At 51.9% G+C, this 23,975-nt stretch carries 25 protein-coding genes; 16 read left to right on the top strand and 9 right to left on the bottom strand.

The annotated features are described in order from the left end of the window. Positions 1-29: 29 nt before the first annotated feature. The 3 genes from MOY_RS04885 (at position 30) to MOY_RS04875 (ending at position 3,529) form a co-directional block, all read left to right on the top strand. The gene (locus MOY_RS04885) at positions 30-2,687 is read left to right on the top strand and encodes a replicative DNA helicase (RefSeq protein ID WP_261341327.1); all 2,658 of its coding nucleotides are present in this window, start codon (positions 30-32) and stop codon (positions 2,685-2,687) included. 106 nt (positions 2,688-2,793) lie between these two features. After that, a complete protein-coding gene (locus tag MOY_RS04880) occupies positions 2,794-3,087 on the top strand; it encodes a hypothetical protein (protein WP_009097126.1) in 294 nt (97 codons plus the stop codon). Positions 3,088-3,226: 139 nt separating this feature from the next. Then, on the top strand, positions 3,227-3,529 hold the full coding sequence (locus tag MOY_RS04875; RefSeq protein WP_009097124.1) for a DUF6482 family protein: 303 nt from the start codon (positions 3,227-3,229) through the stop codon (positions 3,527-3,529). 56 nt (positions 3,530-3,585) lie between these two features. Here the strand turns inward: MOY_RS04875 and MOY_RS04870 are convergent, their stop codons facing one another. Further along, positions 3,586-3,981 (bottom strand): thiol-disulfide oxidoreductase DCC family protein, encoded by a 396-nt coding sequence (locus MOY_RS04870; RefSeq protein ID WP_009097121.1) that lies wholly within the window; start codon positions 3,979-3,981, stop codon positions 3,586-3,588. Next, the gene (locus tag MOY_RS04865) at positions 3,978-5,558 is read right to left on the bottom strand and encodes a cryptochrome/photolyase family protein (RefSeq protein WP_009097119.1); all 1,581 of its coding nucleotides are present in this window, start codon (positions 5,556-5,558) and stop codon (positions 3,978-3,980) included. Before MOY_RS04865 ends, MOY_RS04870 begins: the two co-directional genes overlap by 4 nt. A 111-nt stretch (positions 5,559-5,669) precedes the next feature. Here MOY_RS04865 and hemH point away from each other — a divergent pair, with 111 nt between their 5' ends. After that, positions 5,670-6,743 (top strand): ferrochelatase, encoded by a 1,074-nt coding sequence (hemH, locus tag MOY_RS04860; protein WP_009097117.1) that lies wholly within the window; start codon positions 5,670-5,672, stop codon positions 6,741-6,743. A gap of 26 nt (positions 6,744-6,769) precedes the next feature. Here the strand turns inward: hemH and MOY_RS04855 are convergent, their stop codons facing one another. From MOY_RS04855 to MOY_RS04830, 6 genes are read right to left on the bottom strand one after another with little or no spacing between them, the layout of a single operon-like run. Beyond that, complete coding sequence (locus MOY_RS04855; RefSeq protein WP_009097115.1) at positions 6,770-7,213, bottom strand: Na+/H+ antiporter subunit G; 444 nt, start codon at positions 7,211-7,213, stop codon at positions 6,770-6,772. 11 nt (positions 7,214-7,224) lie between these two features. Beyond that, on the bottom strand, positions 7,225-7,494 hold the full coding sequence (locus MOY_RS04850; protein WP_009097114.1) for a K+/H+ antiporter subunit F: 270 nt from the start codon (positions 7,492-7,494) through the stop codon (positions 7,225-7,227). Then, complete coding sequence (locus MOY_RS04845; protein WP_009097111.1) at positions 7,488-7,979, bottom strand: Na+/H+ antiporter subunit E; 492 nt, start codon at positions 7,977-7,979, stop codon at positions 7,488-7,490. Before MOY_RS04845 ends, MOY_RS04850 begins: the two co-directional genes overlap by 7 nt. Then, positions 7,979-9,511 (bottom strand): monovalent cation/H+ antiporter subunit D, encoded by a 1,533-nt coding sequence (locus MOY_RS04840; protein ID WP_009097109.1) that lies wholly within the window; start codon positions 9,509-9,511, stop codon positions 7,979-7,981. Before MOY_RS04840 ends, MOY_RS04845 begins: the two co-directional genes overlap by 1 nt. After that, positions 9,511-9,852, bottom strand: a complete 342-nt coding sequence (locus tag MOY_RS04835; protein ID WP_009097107.1) for a Na+/H+ antiporter subunit C — start codon at positions 9,850-9,852, stop codon at positions 9,511-9,513. The genes MOY_RS04840 and MOY_RS04835 overlap by 1 nt, the downstream gene beginning before the upstream one ends. Further along, entirely contained in the window at positions 9,852-12,680 is a 2,829-nt protein-coding gene (locus MOY_RS04830) for a monovalent cation/H+ antiporter subunit A (protein ID WP_009097106.1), read from the bottom strand. The genes MOY_RS04835 and MOY_RS04830 overlap by 1 nt, the downstream gene beginning before the upstream one ends. A gap of 375 nt (positions 12,681-13,055) precedes the next feature. Here MOY_RS04830 and MOY_RS04820 point away from each other — a divergent pair, with 375 nt between their 5' ends. From MOY_RS04820 to rloA3, 12 genes are all read left to right on the top strand, one after another. Then, a complete protein-coding gene (locus MOY_RS04820) occupies positions 13,056-15,404 on the top strand; it encodes a putative monovalent cation/H+ antiporter subunit A (RefSeq protein WP_009097102.1) in 2,349 nt (782 codons plus the stop codon). Further along, on the top strand, positions 15,397-15,828 hold the full coding sequence (locus MOY_RS04815; protein WP_009097100.1) for a Na+/H+ antiporter subunit B: 432 nt from the start codon (positions 15,397-15,399) through the stop codon (positions 15,826-15,828). Before MOY_RS04820 ends, MOY_RS04815 begins: the two co-directional genes overlap by 8 nt. A gap of 18 nt (positions 15,829-15,846) precedes the next feature. After that, positions 15,847-16,194 carry a Na+/H+ antiporter subunit C gene (locus MOY_RS04810; protein ID WP_009097098.1) on the top strand — a complete coding sequence of 116 codons (348 nt, stop codon included), beginning with the start codon at positions 15,847-15,849 and terminating at the stop codon, positions 16,192-16,194. Next, complete coding sequence (locus MOY_RS04805) at positions 16,191-17,792, top strand: Na+/H+ antiporter subunit D (protein WP_009097095.1); 1,602 nt, start codon at positions 16,191-16,193, stop codon at positions 17,790-17,792. Before MOY_RS04810 ends, MOY_RS04805 begins: the two co-directional genes overlap by 4 nt. Next, positions 17,789-18,262: a Na+/H+ antiporter subunit E gene (locus MOY_RS04800; RefSeq protein ID WP_009097093.1), complete on the top strand. Its 474-nt coding sequence runs from the start codon at positions 17,789-17,791 to the stop codon at positions 18,260-18,262. The genes MOY_RS04805 and MOY_RS04800 overlap by 4 nt, the downstream gene beginning before the upstream one ends. Beyond that, complete coding sequence (locus MOY_RS04795) at positions 18,262-18,531, top strand: monovalent cation/H+ antiporter complex subunit F (RefSeq protein ID WP_009097091.1); 270 nt, start codon at positions 18,262-18,264, stop codon at positions 18,529-18,531. The genes MOY_RS04800 and MOY_RS04795 overlap by 1 nt, the downstream gene beginning before the upstream one ends. Beyond that, complete coding sequence (gene mnhG / locus MOY_RS04790) at positions 18,524-18,928, top strand: monovalent cation/H(+) antiporter subunit G (protein WP_009097090.1); 405 nt, start codon at positions 18,524-18,526, stop codon at positions 18,926-18,928. The genes MOY_RS04795 and mnhG overlap by 8 nt, the downstream gene beginning before the upstream one ends. A 251-nt stretch (positions 18,929-19,179) precedes the next feature. Beyond that, a complete protein-coding gene (locus tag MOY_RS16855; protein ID WP_009097087.1) occupies positions 19,180-19,317 on the top strand; it encodes a DUF2256 domain-containing protein in 138 nt (45 codons plus the stop codon). A gap of 22 nt (positions 19,318-19,339) precedes the next feature. Then, positions 19,340-20,791, top strand: coding sequence for a DASH family cryptochrome (locus tag MOY_RS04785; protein WP_009097085.1), 1,452 nt, complete (start codon positions 19,340-19,342; stop codon positions 20,789-20,791). Further along, on the top strand, positions 20,772-21,218 hold the full coding sequence (locus MOY_RS04780; RefSeq protein ID WP_009097082.1) for a DUF3429 domain-containing protein: 447 nt from the start codon (positions 20,772-20,774) through the stop codon (positions 21,216-21,218). The genes MOY_RS04785 and MOY_RS04780 overlap by 20 nt, the downstream gene beginning before the upstream one ends. Before the next feature lie 73 nt (positions 21,219-21,291). Continuing rightward, positions 21,292-22,551 (top strand): lytic murein transglycosylase, encoded by a 1,260-nt coding sequence (locus tag MOY_RS04775; RefSeq protein ID WP_009097080.1) that lies wholly within the window; start codon positions 21,292-21,294, stop codon positions 22,549-22,551. A 27-nt stretch (positions 22,552-22,578) separates the two neighbouring features. Then, positions 22,579-23,151 (top strand): retropepsin-like aspartic peptidase RloA3, encoded by a 573-nt coding sequence (rloA3, locus tag MOY_RS04770; protein WP_009097078.1) that lies wholly within the window; start codon positions 22,579-22,581, stop codon positions 23,149-23,151. A 44-nt stretch (positions 23,152-23,195) separates the two neighbouring features. Here rloA3 and MOY_RS04765 read toward each other — a convergent pair whose 3' ends face one another. Further along, complete coding sequence (locus MOY_RS04765) at positions 23,196-23,909, bottom strand: 16S rRNA (uracil(1498)-N(3))-methyltransferase (RefSeq protein WP_009097077.1); 714 nt, start codon at positions 23,907-23,909, stop codon at positions 23,196-23,198. Positions 23,910-23,975: the final 66 nt, after the last annotated feature.

Raw genomic sequence — 23,975 nt, 5'->3', positions numbered from 1 at the left:
ATTAAGATAAGTATCGTTGTTGGCTACGTATTACTGTCAAGGAGCTCGCTATGCAGGACAAGCCTTCTGCTGATCAGGAAACGGCAGCGCTGAAGTTGCCGCCGCATTCGCTAGAGGCGGAGCAGTCGGTGTTAGGCGGGCTAATGTTGGATAATCAAGCCTGGGATAACGTTTCAGAGCGCTTGGTAACCGACGACTTTTATCGCTACGAACATCGCCTCGTCTTCAACGTGATGATTCATTTAGCGGAGTCTGGGCAGCCGCTGGACGTGATAACGCTCTCTGAAGCGCTTGAAGCCAGAGATCAGCTCGATACGGTGGGTGGGCTGGCATTTCTAGCCGAGCTTGCCCGTAATACCCCCTCAGCTAGTAATATCCGCGCCTATGCGGATATTGTGCGTGAACGTGCGACGCTACGTAAGCTTATCCGGGCGGCAAATCAAATAGCCGACGGAGCTTTCTCCCCACAAGGGCGGCCAGCTGACGAACTGCTCAATGAGGCCGAACGGCTGGTATTTCAGATCGCTGAAGAGCGTCCGAAAACCGGTGGCCCGATCGGCATGAGTGAGCTACTCACCAAAGCAGTTGACCGCATTGATGAGCTGTTCAATCTCAAAGGTGAAATGACCGGGCTTTCCAGCGGGTTCCGCGATTTGGATGAGATGACATCTGGGCTGCAGCCCTCTGATTTGGTAATTATCGCCGGGCGCCCCTCCATGGGTAAAACCACTTTCGCTATGAATTTGGTAGAGCACGCGGTTATTGCCAGCGATAAACCGGTCATGGTGTTCTCTATGGAGATGCCTGCCGAATCGCTAATGCTACGTATGCTTTCATCCCTTGGCCGGATTGACCAAACTCGGGTGCGTTCAGGCCAGTTAGAAGACGAAGACTGGCCGCGCCTTACCTCAGCGGTCAACCTGCTGAAAGACAAGCAACTGTTTATTGACGATACGGCAGCACTCTCACCTAACGAGATGCGCTCGCGGCTGCGTCGGGTCGTGCGTGAGCACGGCAATATGGCGTTAGTTATGATCGACTACCTGCAGCTTATGCAGATCCCTGGCTTTTCCGAAAACCGTACGGGCGAAATTTCTGAGATTTCTCGCTCTTTAAAAGGGTTGGCAAAAGAGTTTCAGTGCCCCGTGGTGGCGCTTTCGCAGCTTAACCGCTCGCTGGAGCAGCGTCCCAACAAACGTCCAGTGATGTCGGATCTAAGGGAGTGTGTCACGGGAGACACATTAGTTATGCTGGCAAGCGGAGAACGATTGCCGATTCGTGAGCTGGTGGAGCAAACGCCTAATGTTGTCTCGTTAGGGGAAAACGGAAGACTCCATCGCTCCGCTACGGATTTAGTGTGGTCAGTGGGCACCAAGCCTGTGTTTGAAGTTTCCCTCGCCAGTGGTCGGCGTATTCGCGCCACTGCCAAGCATCGCTTAAAAGCACTGTGGGATTGGAAAACCGTAGCCGATCTAGCGGTGGGTGACCGTGTTGCAGTCGCCAGGCAATTGCCCGAGCCTGAGAGTCCGGTGGAGTGGGATGAGCATGCGCTTATTCTATTAGCCCATTTGCTGGGTGACGGCAGCTATGTCAAAGGACAGCCGCTGCGTTACACCACCGCCAGTGAAGCGAATAGCGAGGTCGTTAAGTGCTCTGCTGAGCAGTTTGGTTCAACCGTTACCCGCCATGCTGGGCGTGGTAACTGGCATCAGCTAGTCATTGCCGGTAATGGCAACCGTTGGCATGCAAAAGGGGTAGGGCGTTGGTTGAAGATGCTGGGCATTTTTGGGCAGCGTTCAGCCGAAAAATATATTCCTAGCGATATTTTTAAGCTTTCCAATCAGCAGCTTGCTTTATTTGTGCGCCACCTTTGGGCGACCGACGGTAGCATTACGTCGGATAAAAATGGCCGTACTCGGTTATATTTCTCTACGGTTAGTCGCCGCTTAATTGATGATGTTAGCGCACTGCTGCTGCGCTTCGGCATTGTAGCCAGAATTCGTCACGTGGTATCTGGGAAAGGTGATGGCTGGTATACCGCCGATGTGTCTGGGGGAGAGCAGCAAAAGCGCTTTGCTAAGTACATTGGCGCGTTTGGCCACCAGAAAGCGGCATTAGAGTCGCTTAAATCTGGGGCTGCCAATCTAAACACCAATATCGATACCCTGCCACAAGAAGTATTTGATTACGTTAAGCAGGCTATGGTGGAGAAGGGGATCAGCCAGCGTCAAATGGCATCGATGCGGGGTACTGCTTACGGAGGCTCTTCGCACTTTAGTTTTTCACCTTCTAGGGCGACGTTAAGCAGCTATGCTGACTTGCTCGGTGATGATGCTTTATCGCAGGTTGCTTCCAGTGACCTCTTTTGGGATCAAATTGTCGAGATACGTCCCTGCGGAGAGGAGGAGGTCTTTGATTTGACGGTGCCGGGTGATGCTTGTTGGCTAGCCGACGGTATCGTTAGCCATAACTCGGGCGCGATTGAACAGGATGCGGACGTTATCGCCTTTGTTTATCGTGATGAAGTCTATAATCCGGACAACCCTGACAACCAAGGGATTGCGGAACTGATTATTGGCAAGCAGCGTAACGGGCCTATCGGCACGGTGCACATGGCGTTTATAGGTAAATACACCCGGTTTGAAGATCTAGCGCCCGATCGCTATGGCGAAGCGTTTGGCGATTAACGTATGCGCAGGCGGTTAACGCAGATGCGGGTAATTAACTTGTGTGGAACAGGGCAGGTCGTATAATGCTCGCCCCTCTTTCGAAGCAGATAGACAGGAGTAGAAAATGGCAGGTGGTTTTAGACGTGGTAACCGAAAGCGTCTTCCTAAGCTGGAGGGCCGCGGGGAGTTGCAGTCGCTAGAGCGCGAAGGGCCATTTAAAGAGTGGTTGGGAATGCCTGACCTTTACCGCTACTTCCTGGTGGTGGAAGGGGAGAAGTACAGTTACCAAACCGAAGATGGTGAGTTGCCTGTGGCGGTTGGTGACAAGGTTGTCTTTCGTTATAAGGAAACCAAAGGCGGAAACTGGATTGATCGCAATTCACTAGGCAAGGCTATCGACCCGTCTGAATATCAATAATTGAACGCATAAGTTGACGTTTTGGTCAGGAACTCTTTTGTTAAGTTGCCGTCTCATGAAGTTAGTGCCAAGGTAACATTATTGTCATGGGTTTACGGGATGCTTTGCCCATGACAATGTCTAATAACAGGAGGGAACCATGGAGCTAAAAGAGCTTAAACAGTTTGTCGCAAACCACGACAACTTCGAAATTCGCGTTATTACCCACTCAGGCAGCCGCTTCTATCAGGTTGAGCTTGAAGATGTTGAAGGTGAGCGACATATGCTGACGCAACGTCATAAACCGATGCTGTTTCGCTCGCTAGATGACGTCTATCTGGAACTTAAGCGAGCAGGCATTCATCGCGCGTATCTAGTTCAGCATGTGCCGCAAGATGAAGTGATCGGACGCGATGCCCACTATAGCGAGCCGTTAACATCTCGCATGCCGCTCGTGTTTTAAGCAGTGGGTTTGGCGAGTTTGGTCAAAAAAACGCCTGCATATGTGTAATCGGTTCATTATTTAGCTTGTCGTTTTTCCCACCACTGCCCTAGCCAGATTCTGCGGCGGGCAAAAAATCGGTAGCCTGCATCCATTGCGCTGCGCAGGCCCGGTAAGCAAGATAGCCTTACTAGCCGCCGGTAACCCAGTACTGCATAAAGGGCCCGGCTGGCATCCATGCCTACATACCATATCCCTTTATTATCAAGTAAGTGAAGCTGCCCCATCATGTCATCAAACGAACGCCCAAGTTTAGCGGCGTTGAAGTCGTTGCTTTGAATATCTATCAGTTTGACCCGCTCTTGATGTCGGTGCTTCGAAAGCCATTCAACTTCGACCCGACAAAAAGGGCAGTGACCATCGTGAAAAAGTGTGACGGGCGCAGCTGCTTGAAGCGTAGAAAAACGGCTCATTGATACGACTCCTTTTGATAACCTTGAGTGTGGCTAGGTAGCCCATAACCTGGGCGCGTTTCTAATGTTGAGAGAAACTGCTCTGCCTGTTGACGGATAGCCTCGCGCTTCTCTTCCTTCATGCGGGAAAGGGAGCCGTAAATCAGCTTCATCCTGGGGTTGCGATTTAGTTGCTCGGCGTTAGTTTCTAAAAAATGCCAATAAAGACTGTTAAGGGGGCAGGCGTTAGGCCCTGTTACTTGTTTAGGGGTGTAGCGACAGTGTTGGCAGTGGTCAGACATTTTGTCGATATACTTACCCGATGCACAGTAAGGCTTGGAGCCCATCAAGCCATCGTCGGCATGGAGAACCATACCCAGCGTATTGGGTAGCTCCACCCACTCGCAGGCATCGGCATACACGGCTAAGTACCAGTCGCAAAGCGCTTCAGGCTTTACACCACATAGCAGGGCAAAGTTACCCGTCACCATTAATCGCTGGATATGGTGGGCATAGCTATTGTCGATGGTCATTTGTATGGCGCGCTGTAGGCAGCGCATGTCGGTGTTTCCGTCCCAATAAAAATTTGGTAGATCGCGCTTGGCGCTGAGTCCGTTTTTTTGCTTATAGCTGGGCATTTGCGTCCAATAAAGCCCGCGTACATACTCCCGCCAGCCGAGTATTTGGCGGATAAAACCCTCTACGGCATTAATGGGGGCCTTGCCTATGTGATACTGTTGTTCCGCCGCTTCGCACACTTCATGGGGGGTTAGCAGGCCAATATTGAGGGCCGCAGATAGTCGAGAATGATATAAAAACGGCTCGGTATCACTAATGGCATCCTGATAGCGGCCAAAGTCCGCTAGCCCATGGTCAATAAAGTGTTTTAAATCTACCAGCGCTTGGCGGCGTGTCACGGGCAAGTTGAAGTTATCCAGTGACCCCATATGCTCGCTAAAATGGTGCTGCGCATCTCTGAGCGCTTCCCGGGTTAACTCATCTTGGCTGTGCTGGGGCAGCGCTGGAAAGCTAAGCGCTGCACTAATAGGTTCACGGTTATCGTGATCAAAATTCCACTTACCACCGGCTGGTGCATCGCCTTCCATCAACAGCCCCGTGCGCTTACGCTGTTCGCGATAGAAGTATTCTAGGCGCAGCTGTTTACGCCCTCTGGCCCAACTAGCGAAGTCGTCTGGGGTGGTGAAAAAACGCTCATCTTCTAATAATGTCCATGGCAAGGCGGCGTCTTTGCGCGCCGTTATATCGTTCCACAGTCGCCACTCTCCAGGGCGGGTAACACGTATCTGATCGCAGCCGTACTGTTTGGCAATCCGTTCGGCTTCATTAAGAAGTGACTGAGTGTTGTCTGCATCGTCAATTCGGCTGTAGTGAACCTGGAAGCCTTTATCTCTCAGGGTTTGGGCAAAGTGTCGCATGGCGGCCATAAAGAGGCCGATTTTATGTATATGATGGGGGACATAGCGAGCTTCATCCGCGACTTCGCACATGGCTACCACCGCATTAGGGGGGGCATCTTTTATCGCTGTGAGTGAAAGGGACAGCTGATCACCGAGTACGAGCAGTAAAGGCTTGGACATGAATTTGCCTATAGTTATACAAATAATGTTGATAGTATAACTTTATGCCGTAACTTTGCTGGAAAGTGTTACTATTTTAGCCATTAAAAGTAGTCTTTTAGGAGTAGACGTATGACCGATAGCGTTGTGAAGGATCAGCCAGGAGCAGGCCGCTTGGCCCACGCGCCAAGTGACCATCCGGCTGTGCCCCGTGCGAAGGTAGGGGTAGTGCTGGCCAATCTTGGCACGCCGGATGCTACCGACTACTGGTCAATGCGTCGCTACCTGAATGAGTTCCTATCCGACAAGCGGGTGGTGGATTATGCCGGTTGGAAATGGCAGCCACTGCTTCAGCTCATTATTTTGACGAAACGTCCCTTTTCGTCGGGTCATGCGTACAAAAGTATTTGGAATACCGATAAAAACGAAAGCCCTCTGCTAACGACTACCCGTGCGCAAACGGAAAAGATGGCCGAGCGACTCAAAGCCCTCTACGGCGATAATGTAGAGGTTGATTTTTGTATGCGTTACGGTAATCCCTCCACTGAAAGTGTGCTAAACCGGATGAAGGAGAAGGGATGCGAGCGCATCGTCTTTTTCCCGCTTTATCCCCAGTATGGTTCGCCCACCACGGCCACCGCTAATGACCAGGCGTTTCGTACACTGATGAAGATGAAATGGCAGCCTTATATTAGGACCGTACCTGCCTACTTTGAACACCCAGCGTACATTCAGGCGTTAGCTAACTCGGTGCAAGAGGCTTACGACAGTTTTGAAAGCCGCCCCACGAAACTGGTGGCGAGTTACCACGGGGTGCCGGAGCGCTACCTGTTAGAAGGTGACCCCTACCACTGCCAGTGCCAGAAAACGACGCGGCTAATGCGTGAGAAGCTTGGCTTCACCAAAGAAGAAGTAGATACCGCTTTTCAGTCACAGTTTGGCCCCGAAAAATGGGTAGGGCCACAAACCGTTGATCACGTGGCGGCGTTGGCTAAGCAGGGGCATAAGCACATCGCGATTATGTCACCCGCCTTCTCATCGGACTGTGTGGAAACACTTGAGGAGATTAAAGAGGAAATCCACGACAGCTTTATGGAAGCCGGGGGCGAAACCTTCAGCTATATCCCTTGCTTAAATGACCGGGATGATCATATCGATGCGTTGTTAGCCGTCGTGAATAATGAACTATCGGGTTGGCTGTGTTAATTATCTACCTGTATAGCGTAATGCGCTTATCTGCCACGGGTTTTTAGCAGCTGGCGGCGGCGGTTTTTGATACTGCCAGGGCGTTTGGGGCGGCCGGGTTTTGCTACTCGGTTTTGCCCCACATCTTCATCCAGCAGTTCAGGCAGTGAGCCACGAGTGCTGGTGGTAAAGCGTAAATGCATGTGTAGTCCTGTTTTTGCCAGCATGTGCCCTGTCACGGGGGCAGTTAAAAACAGAAACAGGGTAATTAATAGCTCTTGCATGTGGGGTTCACGCTGGGTGGTTGTAAAGTAAACCATTGAAGCAATCAGCACACAGCCGATGCCTAGCGTAGTGCCTTTGGTGGGTCCGTGTAAGCGCATGAAAAAGTCTTTGAACTGCAGCATGCCAAGCGAGCCAGTAAAGGCAAACATCCCGCCGCAAATAAGCAGAAGCGATACCAAAGCCTCAATCATAATAGCAAATGTCATGTCAGCCTCCGTTACTCGATAATATCGCCGCGTAGCAAGTATCGACAAATTGCCATGGTGCTGATAAAGCCGAGTAAGGCGATTAACATGGCAGCTTCAAAGTACGTTTTTGTGTTGAACCAAAGCCCAGCAATTACGATAAGCGCAATTGCGTTGACATACATGGTATCTAGCGCTAGCAATCGATCGGGTATGTCTGGGCCTATAAGTAAGCGGTAAACATTCATTGCGAGTGCTAACACTATTAGCGTCAAACTGATCCAAAGGGCGATGGCTAGCATTCGAAAATCTCCTTTATGGGACGCTCGTAACGCTCATGAATGTCTTGAATAAGAGCCTGCTCATCCTCCATATCCAATACATGAATAAGCAGCGACGTATGATCTAGCCGAATATTGGTGGAAACAGTGCCAGGCGTCATGGTGATGGTATTGGCCAAGAGAGTAATGGCTAGCCGATCCTGTACTTGTAGTGGGTACTCAATAAAGCCAGGGTGCGGTGTCCGCTTAGGGCTCAAAATTAATAAGCTAACGTGCAAGTTGGCGACTACGATATCGGCAAGTACCCGTAAGACAAAGCGTACGAGCTTTATAGGGTGTTTAACCCGGGGGAAAGGCAGCCAAAAAGCGCGGGTTAGCAGCGGTATGCCAATTGCTAGCAGCACCCCTAGTAGCAGTTGGCCGAAAGCCAAGCTTCTCACCATTAGAAGCCAGGTGATTAATAGTATTAGTGACAGGGCAGGTGCGGGAAAATAGCGGGCAAACATTACTGCTCCTCCTCATCGCGCAAAGCAAAATCTGAAGGATTTACTTCGGGCAGTATGGTCTGAATAGTCCGCTGTGGCGAAGCAAGTTGCTCAGCAGTGGCTTGGGTGTATTCGCTTACAGGCCCCGCCAGTAACACTAACAGCGGCGCGCTAATCAATAACCACGTTACGCCAGATAGCTGCAAGGGAGTGATACGTGGCCCGCTGGGAGCACCTTTGTAGCTCGCCCAGAAAAACACCGAGCCAGCCCGAGAGAGGGCAATCATGGCCGCTAAACCAGCCAAAAGTAATAGTGGCCACAGCCATGGCCTCTGTGCGCTATCCGCAGCCTGCATCAAGAGCAATTTGCCCAATGCCCCAGCTAAGGGGGGCAAGCCCGCCATGGCGACGGCTCCTATCAAAAACATACCGCCAAGCAGGGCTGGTTGATGAAGCTTGCGGGCACGTACTAAGCGCGTGCCCGCCTTGCCCCGCTGTAGACCGATCAGCTCAGCTAGCAGGAACAGCGCTCCAGCGATGAGCGTGGTGTGCACGAGGTAATAGAGCAAAGCCCCCGTGCCTGAGATGTGACCCATACCAGCCCCGCTCATTAGCGTGCCGACAGAAACAAGCACTAAATATGCCACTAGGGTGCGAAGATCACGAGCGGCTAAAACGCCAATGCCCGCCAACAAAAGGGTTGCCAAGCCGCCCCACCAAAGCCAATTATCGATATAAACAATGGCTGGGCTTTCCGAAAATACGAGCGTTTGAACCCGAAGCAGGGCGTATAAACCGACCTTTGTCATAATCGCAAACAGCGCTGCTACCGGTGCGGGCGCAGAGGCATAGGTGCTCGGTAACCAAAAATAGAGGGGTAAAATAGCGGCCTTCAAACTAAATACGACGGTAAGCAGCAAAGCCCCCGCGGTCACCAGCGCGGCATTAGCTTCATCCATCTGGGCAATGCGACGCCCCATATCTGCCATGTTGAGCGTGCCAGTGGCGCCATACAGTATCCCAAGGGCAATTATGAACAGCGCTGAACCCACTAGATTAAGCACAACATAGTGAAGTCCTGCGCCAATGCGCGCTTTACCACCGCCATGCATAAGCAACGCGTAGGAAGCCAGCAGTAAGATTTCAAAAAATACAAAGAGGTTGAATAAGTCTCCAGTTAAAAAGGCGCCGTTTAAACCCAGCAATTGAAGCTGAAAAATGCCGTGAAAGTTACTCCCGCGGCTATCATCTCCTGCGCTGGCAAACAGGATGCACCCTAAAGCCAGTACGGCGGTGAGTGCCACCATCAGTGCTGAGAGACGATCTAATACCAGCACAATGCCAAACGGTGCCTGCCAGTTCCCCAGGTTATAAATATTGATAATATCGCTATTGGCATGTACCAGTAGTAAGCCCGATAGCACCACTAATAGTGCGGTTGAGATAATGCTAATACGCCGCTGTAGCGCGCTGGGGGCTTGCCCCATGAGCAGTAAACCAAGCGCAGTCAGCATGGGTAAAAGAATAGGAAAAACTAGCAGGTGCTGGCTCATTAGCGGGTGCTTCCTTCTTCACCTTGCTTACCATCCACGTGGTCATTACCTAGCTCGGCGCGCGCTCGTATCGCAAGAATGACCATGAACGCAGACATGGCAAAACCAATTACGATGGCCGTTAACACCAGTGCCTGAGGGAGAGGGTCGGCAGGTGCGGCTGAGGCACCTATCACCGCCGCTGAATGGGTATGCAGGCCACCGGTTGAAAATAAAAACAGGTTGACCGCATAGGAGAGCAACGCAAGTCCTACGATAATTGAGAAGGTGCGGCCTCGAAGCAGTAAATAAATACCGCTAGCGCTTAATACTCCGGTTACCAACGAAAAAAGCAGCTCCATTACTTATTGCCCTCTTTTGATGCCGTTTGTTCCGTAGTTTTGAGCGTAGGGCGATGCGCTGTGGTAACGCTGCCCAGGTTCACCAAAATCATCAGTGTGGCGCCCACTACCGCAAGATAGACCCCCAAGTCGAACAGTAGCGCCGTTGCTAGCTCTGTTTTGCCAACAAGCGGAATATTAAAGTAGCCGAACGAGGAGGTTAAGAAGGGATACCCGAACAGCCAGCTTCCCAAGCCGGTGAGTACGGCTATGACAAGACCAATGACTGAAATAACTGGATACGATAGCGGCAAGCGGCGGCTGGTCCATTCGTAGCCCCGTGCAATGTACTGCAATAGTAGTGCAATAGCGGTAATCAACCCCGCAATAAAGCCGCCGCCAGGTTGGTTGTGCCCACGTAAGAAAATATAGACCGAGACAAGCAGTGCCAGCGGCAAAATGATTTGAGCGACTACTTCAAGAATCATCGGGTAGCGGTGGCGCGACCAGCGAATCCCTTCAAGGTTACCGGAGGGCTTAAACAGCCGCAGCCGGTTAAGCAGTTTATAGGTCGCTAGCCCGGCAAGAGTGAGTACGGTAATTTCCCCTAACGTATCGAACCCGCGGAAATCAACCAAAATTACGTTGACGACGTTGGTGCCGCCGCCGCCAGGCACACTGTTGGTGAGGAAGTAATCAGAAATGCTCAGCACTTCCCGGGTTAGAAGGGCGTAGTTCAATCCAGCAATAACTAACCCTAATGAACCTGCCAGTAAAACATCCCGTACGATTCGCTGCGAGGAGACCCAGCGAGGGGGCCGCTGAGGGAGGAAAAACAGGGCCAGTATTAGCAGTATCATTGACGCCACTTCAACGGATAGCTGCGTCATTGCGAGGTCGGGTGCTGAAAAGCGGATAAACGTAAGCGAGACAGTAAGCCCCACCATGGAAAGCATTAACAGTGATACTAGTCGCCAGCGGTGTGCAAGCGCGCTGCCAATGGCGCCAATCATCATCACGCTGGCACCTAGTAGGGTAAGCCCGTCAATTGGCTGCATGTCTATGTTTCCAGACAATGTATCCAATTGACTAAGGCCGAGAGCAGTCATGCCAAGAGCCGATAATAGAAGCAGCGCTTGATAACGCTGTAGGGAGCCGTTTTCTAAACGTAGCGTTATCCAAAGCGAGGCTTTAATAAGGCGGGTGACAGCTTTTTCAAACAGAGCCGGGGCGCTAGGTGTAGGTAGCAAAGAGGCTAAGCTGCTAATGTTTTTATGCCGCCACAATAAAATGATACCGCCGAGGATTGCGAACAAGCTCATTAAGAGCGGTAGGTTAATCCCGTGCCACAGTGCAAAAACGAAAAGCGGTGTGTTATCCCCTTGTACTGCGATGCTTGCCGTGCGAATGAGGGGAGCGGCTAGCGTCATGGGGAACAGGCCTACGAGCAGGCACAAGCAGGCAAGCATTAAACCCGGTAGGTACATGCCTTTAGGCGGGTCGTGGGGAGTGTGTGATTCCTCCGGCGGATTATCGCTAGGAGCAAAAAATACGCAATATACCAAGCGCAGTGAGTAAGCCACTGACAGGGTGGCGCCTACCAGCACCAGTAATGGAATCACGCTGCCTAGGCCACCAAATAGATCGGTGGCTAAGGCCTTGGTCAGCAGCATCTCTTTCGTTAGAAAGCCATTAAACGGAGGGAAACCCGCCATTGCCGCGCCGGCCATGAGCGTTAATGTTCCGGTGATAGGCATAAGGGACCATAACCCACCTAGGCGCCTGATATCCCGTGTGCCGGTTTCGTGGTCGATAATGCCAGCGCTCATAAACAGCGTTGCTTTAAACAGCGCATGGTTAAGAATATGAAAAAGGGCTGCGACAATCGCCAGCGGTGTATCCAAGCCAAGCAGTAGCACCACTAATCCAAGGTGGCTTACCGTTGAAAAGGCTAAAGTGCCTTTTAAATCACGCTCTAATAAGGCGAACCAAGCGCCGTACACGAGCGTAGCCAAGCCTGCTAGTGTTAGACTGATCGACCATAATGATGTGTCGCCTAATGCTGGATGTAGCCGAGCGAGAAGAAAAATCCCTGCTTTTACCATGGTGGATGAGTGCAGGTAGGCGGACACCGGGGTGGGCGCGGCCATGGCGTGGGGTAACCAAAAATGGAAGGGGAACTGGGCCGATTTAGTAAAGGCGCCCAGTAATACCAAGGCCATAATGACAGGGTAGGTGGATGCTTGGCGCAACTGATCGCCAGCGGCCAGTACGTCGGGCAGCGCAAAACTACCTACTTCATGGCCTATAAGCAAAATACCGGCTAGCAATGCCAAACCGCCAGCACCAGTGACGGTAAGGGCCATGCGTGCTCCGCGCCGCGCATCACTACGGTGTCCCCAAAAACCAATCAGTAAAAAAGAGGCAACGCTAGTAAGTTCCCAGAACAGCCATAAAAGCAGCAAATTGTCGGCCATGACAATGCCGAGCATAGCGGTCATGAACAGCATCATGTAAGAGAAGAACCGCCCGTCATTTTCGCTGCTAGAGAGGTAATAGCCCGCGTAAATGATGATTAAACTGCCGATGCCCAAGATGAGCAGACCAAACAGTAGGGTTAGGCCATCAACTCGTAGGGCAAGGTCTAGTCCTAACAACGGTATCCAGCTTAGCTGCTGTGATACCGTACCATCGTCTAGTAGTATTGGCAGGTGGCTAAGCAGTAAGGCTAGGGCGGTAATGGGAACGATTGCTGTCGCGGCGGTGCAGAACAATCGTCCGCGAGAGACGGTTAGTAACGGCACTAACGTGCCAACCAGGGTTAACAGTGGTATCCATAGCAGCGGCATTGCTAGCGTTCCACATTCTGGGCGGCAGCGGATGCTATCAATAGATAGACTACGCTGCAGATAAGGACTGAGGGGTTAGTGCTAGCGAAAAGGCGCGTTAAGATGCATGACTGGTAACCCGCAGGTGCCTGATATAAGGTTTATAACCTGAAGATTCCTGTTATCTAACACGGCCTTGTCTGCTAACGCAGCCAAGTTTATAGAGGCAGCCGCTTGGATGGTAGGCGACTTACGCCTATCGTACTTTAGTGTTACATCATAGGCATAAGTGATTCTATGCCCGCTTGCAGCCTTGGATAATAGTGAAAAGGCGTCATGCCGCATGGGGTTTTTCCATACGGGAAAAGCAGTTTGTTACTCAGGAGATTTTGCTAGATGCAACTCGCCGTATTATTAGGATTTGTGCTGGCCGCGTCGTCGCCACTGCTTAACCGCTGGTTTGGTCAGCGTGCAAGCATGGTGCTAGCGCTGTATCCAGCCTTGATGGCTGCTTGGCTATTCAGCCAAGCCCCCTCAGTACTTAATGACGGCCCGTTGCTACTGGAATGGCAGTGGGTACCTTCGCTAGGCATTAGCTTGACGTTTATGCTTGATGGGTTATCACTGCTCTTTGGGCTGCTGATTACCGTGATAGGCACCTGCGTTTTAATTTACGCAGGTGGCTACTTAAAAGGGCACGAGGATATTGCGCGCTTTCATTTAGCACTGCTGGCCTTCATGGTCTCGATGCTTGGGTTAGTGCTTGCTGACGGGCTGATTACCCTGTTTATATTTTGGGAGCTCACCAGTATTACCTCTTACCTGCTAATCGGTTTTAATCACACCGATATTGAGGCGCGGAAGTCGGCACGTCAGGGGCTGTTTGTCACCGTAGCGGGCGGCCTTGCGCTGATGGCAGGTCTAGTGCTGCTAGGTGTGGCAAGCGGTGGCTGGTCATTCTCAGACATCGGCCAAATGGAGAGCGACTTGCGTGAGCATGCTCTTTATACACCTATGTTAATTTGCTTACTGCTTGGCGCTTTTACCAAATCGGCCCAGTTCCCTTTCCATTTCTGGTTGCCCAACGCCATGGCGGCGCCCACCCCTGTATCCGCTTACTTACACTCGGCGACCATGGTGAAAGCGGGCATTTATCTACTGGCGCGGTTGCAGCCGGAGTTAGGCGGTACAGCGCTGTGGGTAGGTATTCTCTCTGTAGTGGGTGCGACTACGATGCTTACGGGCGCTTTCCTGGCGATCCAGCATACCAATATTAAGAAGCTGCTCGCATACTCCACCATCATGGCCTTGGGCACCTTGACCATGCTAGTGGGGATCGGCACTGATTATGCAATGACTGCCTTTGTGACGTTCTTGCTGGGCCACTCCATGTATAAAGGCGCGCTCTTTATGGTGGCCGGTATTTTGGATCATGAAACCGGCACCAAAGACGTGACGGCCATGGGCGGGTTACGCAAGCAAATGCCAATAACGGCAGCCATTGCCATGATAGCGGCACTTTCGCTAGCGGGTGTGCCGCCGCTCTTTGGATTTATCGGAAAGGAGTTGATGCTTGAGGCAGTGTTTGGCGCTGATGGGTTCAGAGCATTATTGATACTCTTTGCGTTTATGTCTGCCATTCTAACCATCGCGGTGGCGGCGATTATTGCCCTACGGCCGTTTTATGGGCATCGCCACGAAACGCCTAAAACACCCCATGAAGCACCTTTTAGTATGTTGCTTGGCCCAGGCTTATTGGTAGTGGGGTCACTTTCGCTGGGGCTGCTCCCCGCCGTACTGGGTGGCGATGCACTCTTGACAGCGGCCGCAACGGCGGTGGCCGGGAAGCCGCTAGCGGTATCTCTCTCGCTTTGGCACGGCATTAATGCTGCGTTGATTATGTCGATCGTTAGCCTCGGGCTGGGCTTTTTACTGTTTAAGCGGTGGGATCGCGTTCGCGCAAAACTGTCTATATTGGCGCCGGTCATGCGCCATGGTCCTGAGGCTGGCTACGAAGGATTCATGAACGGTGTTGTGCGCTTCTCCGAGTGGCAAACGCATCTGCTGCAAAACGGCTACATGCGAAATTACATTCTGGTGATGCTGCTGGTGCTTATTGGATTGATCGGCAACTCAATCTTGCTGCGTCACTCCCCCCAGCTAGCGTTTACGTTGGATGTTCGCTTTCACGAAATAATCGTTGTGGGCACGATGGTGATGGGTGCGCTCTTTGCGACGATTTCCCGCTCTCGTCTAGGTGCTGTGGTGTCCGTCGGCATTATGGGCTTCTCTATCGCGCTGCTCTTTATTCTCTTTAGCGCTCCTGACCTGGGGATTACCCAGCTACTGGTCGAGACCCTTACCGTTATCTTACTGGTATTAGTATTGTTCCGGTTGCCGCGGTTTTCGAACCTCTCAACCAGTCTTGAGCGTATACGAGACGGCTTTGTCGCAGCCATGATGGGGGTGTTGATTTTTCTGCTCATCATGACTGCGTGGAGTATCGATCAGTTTGAAACAATCTCCACCTATATGGTGGAGAATAGCGCGCCGCTGGCACATGGCCGCAATATCGTAAACGTCATTCTGGTGGATTACCGTGCACTCGACACCTTAGGAGAAATGTTCGTTCTTGCATTGGCCGCGATTGGCGTAATCGCCATGCTGAAGCTGCGTCATGACACCACTGGTGATAAAGCCAACGAGGGCGACAAAAATAGCGCTAAGGAGCCGTACGATGGTTAAGTCAGGCACCATTATTCTTAATACGGCCGCGCGCTTTTTAATGCCGTTGCAGTTAATGTTTTCGGTCTTTTTATTGCTGCGTGGCCATGATGAACCCGGCGGTGGGTTTATTGCCGGGCTAGTGGCAGCAGGGGCGTTCACGCTCTACCTGTTTGCATTTGGCGTCAGTGCCACTAAAGCAGTGCTGCGTATGGTGGACCCCCGGGATTTGATTGGCGTGGGGCTACTGCTTGGCATGATCTCTGTGGTGCCAGCTTGGTTTATGGGGCAGCCCTTCCTAACAGCTCAGTGGTGGACGATCCCTGTTATCGATTTTAAAGCCTCTACCCCGCTTATTTTTGATGTTGGGGTTTACCTTGCGGTACTTGGCTCGGTAATGGGAATGGTCATGGCCTTGATGGAGGTGGATAAGGATGAACCCTAAGTTAACAGGAGGCCTTCAATGGAACCAATAATGGCATTGGCGATTGGGCTACTGTACGCCGCCGCCATTTTTATGATGCTTCGCCGCTCAATTGTTAAATTAGTGATTGGCCTATTACTGCTTTCCAACGGCGCCAATCTACTTATTTTTACAACGGCCGGAATGACAAGAGGCGCACCCCCCTTGATACCTGAAGGCATGCTGCAGCCTTTGGGAGAGGTGGCTGACCCGCTCCCCCAAGCGGTGGTTTTGACCGCTATTGTGATCGCTTTTGGCGTGCTGGCGTTCGCGGTGGTATTGATTCGCCGAGCCTACGAGATTGTTAAGGCAGATGATTTGGACAAAATGAAGGATACCGACACGTGAGGCCTGAAGTTGCACTTCCCGTCCTGTTGCCGCTGCTTTCTGGAGCAATTTCACTGCTTTTTTGGCGTTCACGCCCTATGCAGCGCTTTTTTGCTGTTGCGGGCAACGTAGCGCTCCTGCTAGCTAGTTTATGGCTGTTTGTTGCAGTACTGTCAGATGGCTACGTCACTATGCAAATGGGCAATTGGCCAGCGCCCTTTGGTATCACGTTAATCGCGGATATGCTCAGTGCGGTCATGATACTGATGACAGGTATCATCGGGTTGGCGATGGGGGTTTACTCGCTGGCCTCGACCGGCCGAGGGCATGAAAAGTTTGGCTACTATCCCCTTATGCATTTGCTGTTAGCAGGGGTAGCCGGTGGCTTTCTAACGGGCGATATCTTTAACCTCTACGTATGGTTCGAGGTCATGCTGGTTGCCTCGTTTGCGCTGCTGATCTTGGGCGGTGAGCGGGCGCAGATGGAAGGTGCAATTAAGTACGTGACCTTGAACCTGCTGGCATCGGTTATCTTCTTAACCGCCATTGGCCTTTTATACGGCACTGTCGGTACGCTCAATATGGCCGATATTGCGCTGCGCTTGGACGAAGCCGAGCACAGCGGCATGGTTGAAGTGTTGGCCGTCATGTTTATGGTGGCCTTCGGTATTAAAGCGGCAGCTTTTCCACTGTTTTTCTGGTTACCGGCGTCTTATCACACCCCACCGGTGGCGGTTTCGGCGCTGTTTGCCGGTTTGTTAACAAAAGTGGGCGTTTATTCACTTTTCCGTGTCTTTACACTGATGTTTGATCAGACCATGGGGTACCTGCAGGATATTATGCTGTGGGGGGCCGTGTTGACCATGGTGACTGGCGTGTTAGGGGCGGCCGCCCAATATGAGTTCAGGCGTATCCTCTCTTTTCACATCGTTAGCCAGATTGGCTACATGATATTGGGGCTGGCGCTTTACACTCCCTTGGCGATTGCCGGTGGTGTTTTTGCCATCATGCACAACATTATTGTTAAGACGAATCTTTTCTTGATCAGTGGTATCACCCATCGTTTACAAGGTACTTATCAGCTTAAAAAAATGGGCGGGCTTTATCGTGAGCGCCCATGGTTAGCCGTTGCCTTCTTTATCTCTGCCTTTTCGCTGGCGGGTATTCCCCCGCTATCGGGTTTCTTTGCCAAATTCGTGCTGGTGCGGGCTGGCATCGAGGCCGGGGCTTATGTAGCGACGGGTATTGCCCTTGCAGTGGGTGTTATGACGCTTTACTCCATGGTGAAAATTTGGAACGAGGTGTTTTGGAAGGCCTTGCCAGAAGAGAATCACGTGCCTGCATCGCAAACCCCCGTGGGGGATGATGGCCGCTTATTGAAACCTAGCCTTTGGATTATGTACCTGCCGGTAGTGGTATTAGCCGCGATGTCGCTGTTAATAGGTGTCTTTGCGGAGCCCATTATGCAGGTAATGAACCTTATTGGTGATCAGCTCATGACGCCCGCTGGTTATATTGAAGCAGTATTGGGGCCTTCTGCCAGTGCTGAGTCGGCGCTGCTAACGCCCACCGAGATACAGGCAGAGCAGGTAGGTGAAAGCATGGAGGGAACCCCATGACCGGTGCAATTTGGAACCTTATGCTAGGCTTGGCCTGGGTGCTGTTAAGCGGCGACTTTTCAGGGCTGAATATGCTGGTCGGTGTGGTGTTTGGCTATATAGCGCTGGTGCTCATTGAGCCGCAGGTAGACTCACTAAAAGGCTACCCAGCGCGAGTGCCAAGAATAATTGGCTTTATTTGCTTTTTTATCAAAGAGCTAATGCAAGCCAACCTACGCGTAGCGTTTGACGTGCTCACGCCTCCTTGGCATATGCAGCCTGGCGTCATTGCCTTCCCCCTTTCGGCCCGGACTGAAATGGAAATTACCATGGTGGCGAGTCTTATCTCGTTAACACCAGGCACACTAAGTTTAGACGTGTCTGATGATCGTAAAGTGCTCTATATTCATGCGATGTTCTTAGATGATGAAGATGAGCTACGGCGCAGCCTTAAAAACATGGAGCATCGCGCACTGGAGTTATTTCGTTGATGGATACCGTTATATTAATCAGCCAAATTATTATGGGTATGGCGCTTGTCTTGACTTTTGTACGAGTTGTGCGAGGCCCTAGCCTGCCAGACCGTGTAGTAGCTTTGGAGCTTTTCTCTACCACGGTGGTTGGTCTGGTGGGGGTCTACGCTATTCAGTCTGGCGTGGCGAGCTTTCTTGATGCTGCCATTGTTATTGCACTAATGGGCTTTTTGGCGGCCATTGGTTTTGCACGCTTTTTGGAACGTGGGGGGCCGCGGGATGATTGAGTTTATCAAAGGTACGCTGCTGATAGCGGGCTCACTATTTATGCTGCTAGCGGCCATTGGCCTATTACGTTTGCCGGATCTATTAACCCGCATGCATGCCACTACCAAGGCGGCTGCACTAGGGGTAATTTTGATCATGCTCGCAGCAGCCATGCACTTTGCAGAAGTGGGTATAGTGGCCCGTTCGTTTGCCATTATTGTGTTTATTCTAATGACGGCGCCGGTAGCCGCTCACGTGATTGGCCGAGCAGCCTACTTTGTTGGTTCACGGCTATGGAGTGGCACCGTTAAAGATGAGCTGCGCCCTAACTATGATCCGCTAACCCATGAGCTAAAAAGTGGCCTTGAAACCCACGAAAACGCTAAACGTCATCCACGGGAAACTGATCCCAGTTAAGCAGACGCTAAACGCTATTGTTAATGGCGGCCGCACAAACATCACCGTTAATGTGGGTTTGAGATTAAGCTCTCTCCGCTCGCTATCAGCACAAGCCATCCTACGGGGTGGCTTTTTTTACGCCTGAAAATCACAAATAGCGCCGTATAAATATATTTTTCATGTACAATAATTGTACCAATGTGTTCGGCGTGTCTATCTTTTGAGGTTACATTTAAGGTTAGCGCGCTGCGAGATACAGAGAAAGACTCATGCATCACAAGCAAAATCTACCGCAAAAAGAGTGCGCCCACTGCTTACGCCCCTTTAGTTGGCGAAAGAAATGGGCGCGCTGTTGGGATGAAGTGCGCTACTGCAGCGAACGCTGTCGTCGCGAATCCAAGCAGTAAAGCACGCCTAGGAGGCAAGTGCATGACCACTACGATTGACATTGTCTGGCTGCAAGACAACTTGCGCGTAGCCGATAATCCGTTATTACAATTTGATTCTCCTCCTGAACAATTGCTTTGCCTTTACGTGCTAGATCAGAACTGGTTGCAGCCTTGTGTGGCAGGAGAGCCAACGCCCAGGTTAGGCCCTGCCCGGCTGAGGTTTCTCTGGCAAAGCTTAATGGAACTCCGTGGCGAGCTGTTGCAACGTGGCAGTGACTTATTAGTGCGTATTGGCGACCCTGCTGAGGTGGTTGTTCAGCTAGCAACGTCATTAAATGCCCGGCAAGTCCGAACGGCAGCACACTCTGGTAGCGAAGAAGTGGCACATATCGCTAAAGTGTCACAGCAGCTTCCAGCCTCAATTCAGTTAGCCTGTGTTGATAGTGGCTACTTAATTAGCGCCGATACGTTACCCTTCGCAGCAGAGCTGCTGCCCGCAAATTTTTCAGCATTTCGTAGAAGTGTTGAAAAACAATGTGTCATTGCTCCCCCTATGCATGCGCCAGTGACCTTGCCATCCTGGCCAGACGCGCCACGTGGCTTTCCGCCGCTTAAGTCAGTATGCCAAGACAGTGATGCATGGCAGCCGGATGATCGGCAAGGCTTTACGTTTATAGGCGGTGAGGCTGCTGCAGTCGATAGGCTGAAGAACTATTTGTGGCAGCAAAAAGGGGGTGAGTCGTATAAGAAAACTCGCAATGGTTTATTAGGTGCTAGTTTTTCGACGCGACTTTCTCCCTGGCTAGCGCGCGGCTGCTTATCAGCGCGGCAAGTCCATCAAGAGGTTAAGGCATGGGAAGAGGTGAACGGCAGCACGGAGTCAAGCTACTGGATTATTTTTGAACTGCTGTGGCGCGACTATTTCCATCGTGCAGCCCAGCTTGAAGGCCGTTTACTGTTCGGTCGTGAAGAGTTACCCGAGCCAACCGAAGCCTTTAATGCATGGCGCAACGCTTCCACCGGTGTGCCTTTTATTGATGCTGCTATGCTTGAGCTTTATCGTACTGGGTGGATATCTAATCGCTCGCGTCAGAATGTAGCGAGCTTTTTGGTAAAAGATTTAGAGGTAGATTGGCGGCTAGGCGCGTGGTGGTTCGAACACTGCTTGATTGATTACGACGTTGCCAGTAATTGGGGCAACTGGCGCTATATTGCAGGCGTTGGACGTGACCCCCGTCAGGATCGCTATTTTAATGTACTCAAGCAGGCTGGGCACTATGATCCAAAAGGGCTGTATGTTGCCTATTGGCTACCCGCTTTAGCGTCACTGCCGTGTGGCTTAGAGCGTCATCAACCTTGGCGCGTAGCGCCGACGCAGTTCCCTGAGCCACTGGTGATGCCTGACGAGTGGCAGCGCTGGTTGATTGCGGAAGCTGAGCCTTTAAATGCCGAGCACAAACAAGGGGGGAGTAATGAAGCTGCTGTGCAGTGATCGCCGTTTAGCCTGGGGATTGGGCGTTGCTGGGTTAATTCCTTTTGCGGTTGCGCTGTTGCTCGTATGGTGGGGCCCTACTGTGTGGCAAGTAGTGGCCACTTACAGTTTTGTTTATTACAGCGCGGTGATCCTATCTTTCTTAGGTGGGGTGCATTGGGGGGCGGCTGTTCAAAACGCTCAGGAGGGCAGTCGCCGCCGATTAGTGCTCGCTATGGTGCCGAGTTTACTTGCTTGGCCAGCACTCATGATGAACACAGTCTCTGGTCTCTGGATTTTATTAGCGGGTTTTATACTAATAGGTGGTTACGACATGAGCCGCGAAGGGCGGGTCGGTTTTCCTCGCTGGTACCTTCTGCTTCGCGCTGTGCTTACGTTGGTGGTTGCTATTCTCCATGGGTTTCTGTTGTTACGCTTACGCGGCTAGCGCGGGGCTAGTATCTGTCGGCTTTCTACGTCATTATCAGGCTCACGCTAAGGATTGCCGAGAGAGTGTTGCTATGTTATTGAAAAATAAAGGGTCACTAGGTTCTGGTGCGGCGTTTTGCTTATCATTACTGCTCGCGACAGGTGCGGCCTCTGTAGTGAGTGTCGACGCACAGGCGAGCCAGCGGTTAATGACTGAAGTAGATGCGCGGGCAGCAGAAGAGCTTCGCTATGCCAGTTTTAATCAATGGTTGAGTGAGTTTAGGCGTTATGCTGCTGCTCAAGGCATTAGTGAAGCAACGCTTGTTTCTGCTTTTGACGGGCTGCGCTATCGCGAGCGTGTCATTGAACTTGATCGCCATCAGCCTGAGTTTGTCCGCCCGATATGGGACTACTTGGACACGGCTGTGTCTAGTACACGTATCAATAATGGTCGTGAAAAGCTTGAACAGCATCGTGACACGGCTCTCGAAATGCAGCGACGCTATGGTGTTCCCGCTGAAATTATTGTCTCGATTTGGGGTATCGAAAGTAACTACGGTAGCAATTTTGGCGACTTCTCAACGCTAGAGTCACTCGCGACGCTGGCGTATGACGGGCGCCGCCAGGATTTTGCCCGGGGAGAGCTTCTCGCCGCGCTGCGGATTATAGATCAGGGGGATATCGCCGCTGAGCAAATGCGCGGTTCGTGGGCAGGGGCTATGGGACATACTCAGTTCATACCCAGTAGTTTTGAAGCCTATGCAGTGGATGGCGACAACGACGGCCGCCGTGATATTTGGGGTAGTATTCCTGATGTGATGGCCTCAACGGCCAATTACTTGGCGCGTGCTGGCTGGCAGTCAGGGCAGCCGTGGGGCGCAGAGGTCGTGCTACCGTCATCGTTTGATTATTCGCAAACCGAGCGGCGCAGTAGTGCGGAGTGGGCAGCGCAGGGTGTACGTGCGGTGAGTGGTGAGCTTCCAGCATTTGAGAGCGCTGCCGTTATAGTCCCTGCGGGGGCAGAAGGGCCTGCCTTTATAGTAGGGGCTAATTTCCGCGCTATTTTGCGTTACAACAACGCGACCAGCTACGCGTTAGCCGTGGCGACACTTGCCGACGCCATTGCTGGTCGAGCGGGTATCAGCGGCTCTTGGCCGAGAGATCAGGCACCTTTAACCCGTGATGATGTCAGAACTCTCCAGCAGCGTTTGAACAGTGCTGGTTATTCGGTGGGTACCGCAGACGGTATTATGGGACCCAATACGCGGGAAGGAGTGCGCGCTTTCCAGCGTGATCAGGGGCTGACGCCGGATGGTTTCGCAACCCAGGCGTTGCTGGATCTGCTTCGCTAATTAATTTCTCAACAGGGACGAGATGCAATGGGTAAAACGTTTTTAGGCGCGACATGGGCAGGCGCATTAGCAACTACGGTAATGGTCGGTACCTTAATGATAGGTACCAACGCTAACGCTGAGAAGCCTGATGTCTTTGGTTGGGTTGAAAATGCCACTATCGAGCCTTGGGGTATTGCGGTTAAGGCGAAGTTGGATAGCGGCGCCCTTACGTCATCGATGGATGCACGTGATATCGAGCTTTTTGAAAAAGCGGGCGAAGAGTGGGTACGTTTTCGCCTAAAGCTCGAAGATCAAGAGAGTGGTGAAACGTTTAGCGATCAAATTGAGCGTCCACTATATCGCGAGCTTACGGTGCGAGGCGCCGGGGGACGCGATGAACGTCCAGTAGTACTGATGGATGTCTGTATGGGCGATACACTTTACGAAGAGCAGTTTAGCCTGCGTGATCGCGAAGAGATGATCTACCCACTGCTCTTAGGCCGCCGCACGATCAGTCACTTAGGCTTGCTTGATGTACGTAGCACGTTTTTGCAAAACCCTAAGTGTGGGGATAATGCAGAGCACGTGCCTTACGACCCCGACGATGAGCAGACCTAATGAGTGTGTAATCACAGGCGCAGGGTCGTCTGTCTCATAGCCTCTTAAAACAGCCGTGATAACAGCGCTGTAACTGCCGTTTCGACCCGCAGAATGCGAGGGCCTAGGTGCATGCCTTGGCAGCCTGCGGCAAGCAACTGCTCTACTTCCCACTCTATGAATCCCCCTTCTGGGCCAACAAGCAGCAGCGTTTCATCGCTAATGCCTCTAGGGCATGGGTTTGGCATGCCGGGGTGGGCGACTAAGCCACGCCGTTCATTCAGCAATGCCGGCAACTGCACCTCAATAAACGGCCTAAAGCCTTTACGTAGAGTGATGGTGGGCAGCTGAGTATCTCTGGCTTGTTCAAGGCCGAGTAACAGGTGCTGATGTATTTTATCCGGGCGAAGCTCTGGCGACTGCCAGTAACTTTTCTCTACCCGCTTGGTGTGCAGCAGAGTGATCTGTTTTACCCCTAGGGCAGTGACGTGCTCCAGGGTGCGAGCCAGCATGCGAGGGCGAGGCAGGGCCAGTACCAAATGAACGGGCAGGGGAGGTGGCGGTAATTCTTCTAACTGGCCTAGTGAGAAAATAGCTTGCTCATGGCTTAGCTCAATAAGTTCGGCTTTGCCCATGTTGCCGCCTTGAATGCCCACGTTGAAGCTTTCGCCTTCGGTGGCGCGATTAACCTCTATTAAATGTTTGAGACGGCGGGCATCGGTAATGCGAACATGGTGGTCAGCGCCTATGTCGTTGGGATCAAGCAGAATCAGGTTCATGGTGGTCGTCTATTGTCATAAGAGAGGCTCGCTTAACGCGGCTAATCGGTTAAGCTGGCTTGCATG

The sequence above is a fragment of the Halomonas sp. GFAJ-1 genome, assembly GCF_000236625.2.
Classification (GTDB): domain Bacteria; phylum Pseudomonadota; class Gammaproteobacteria; order Pseudomonadales; family Halomonadaceae; genus Vreelandella.
Note: the sequence above shows the minus strand (reverse complement) of the source record. Positions and strands in the feature narration are given on the sequence as shown.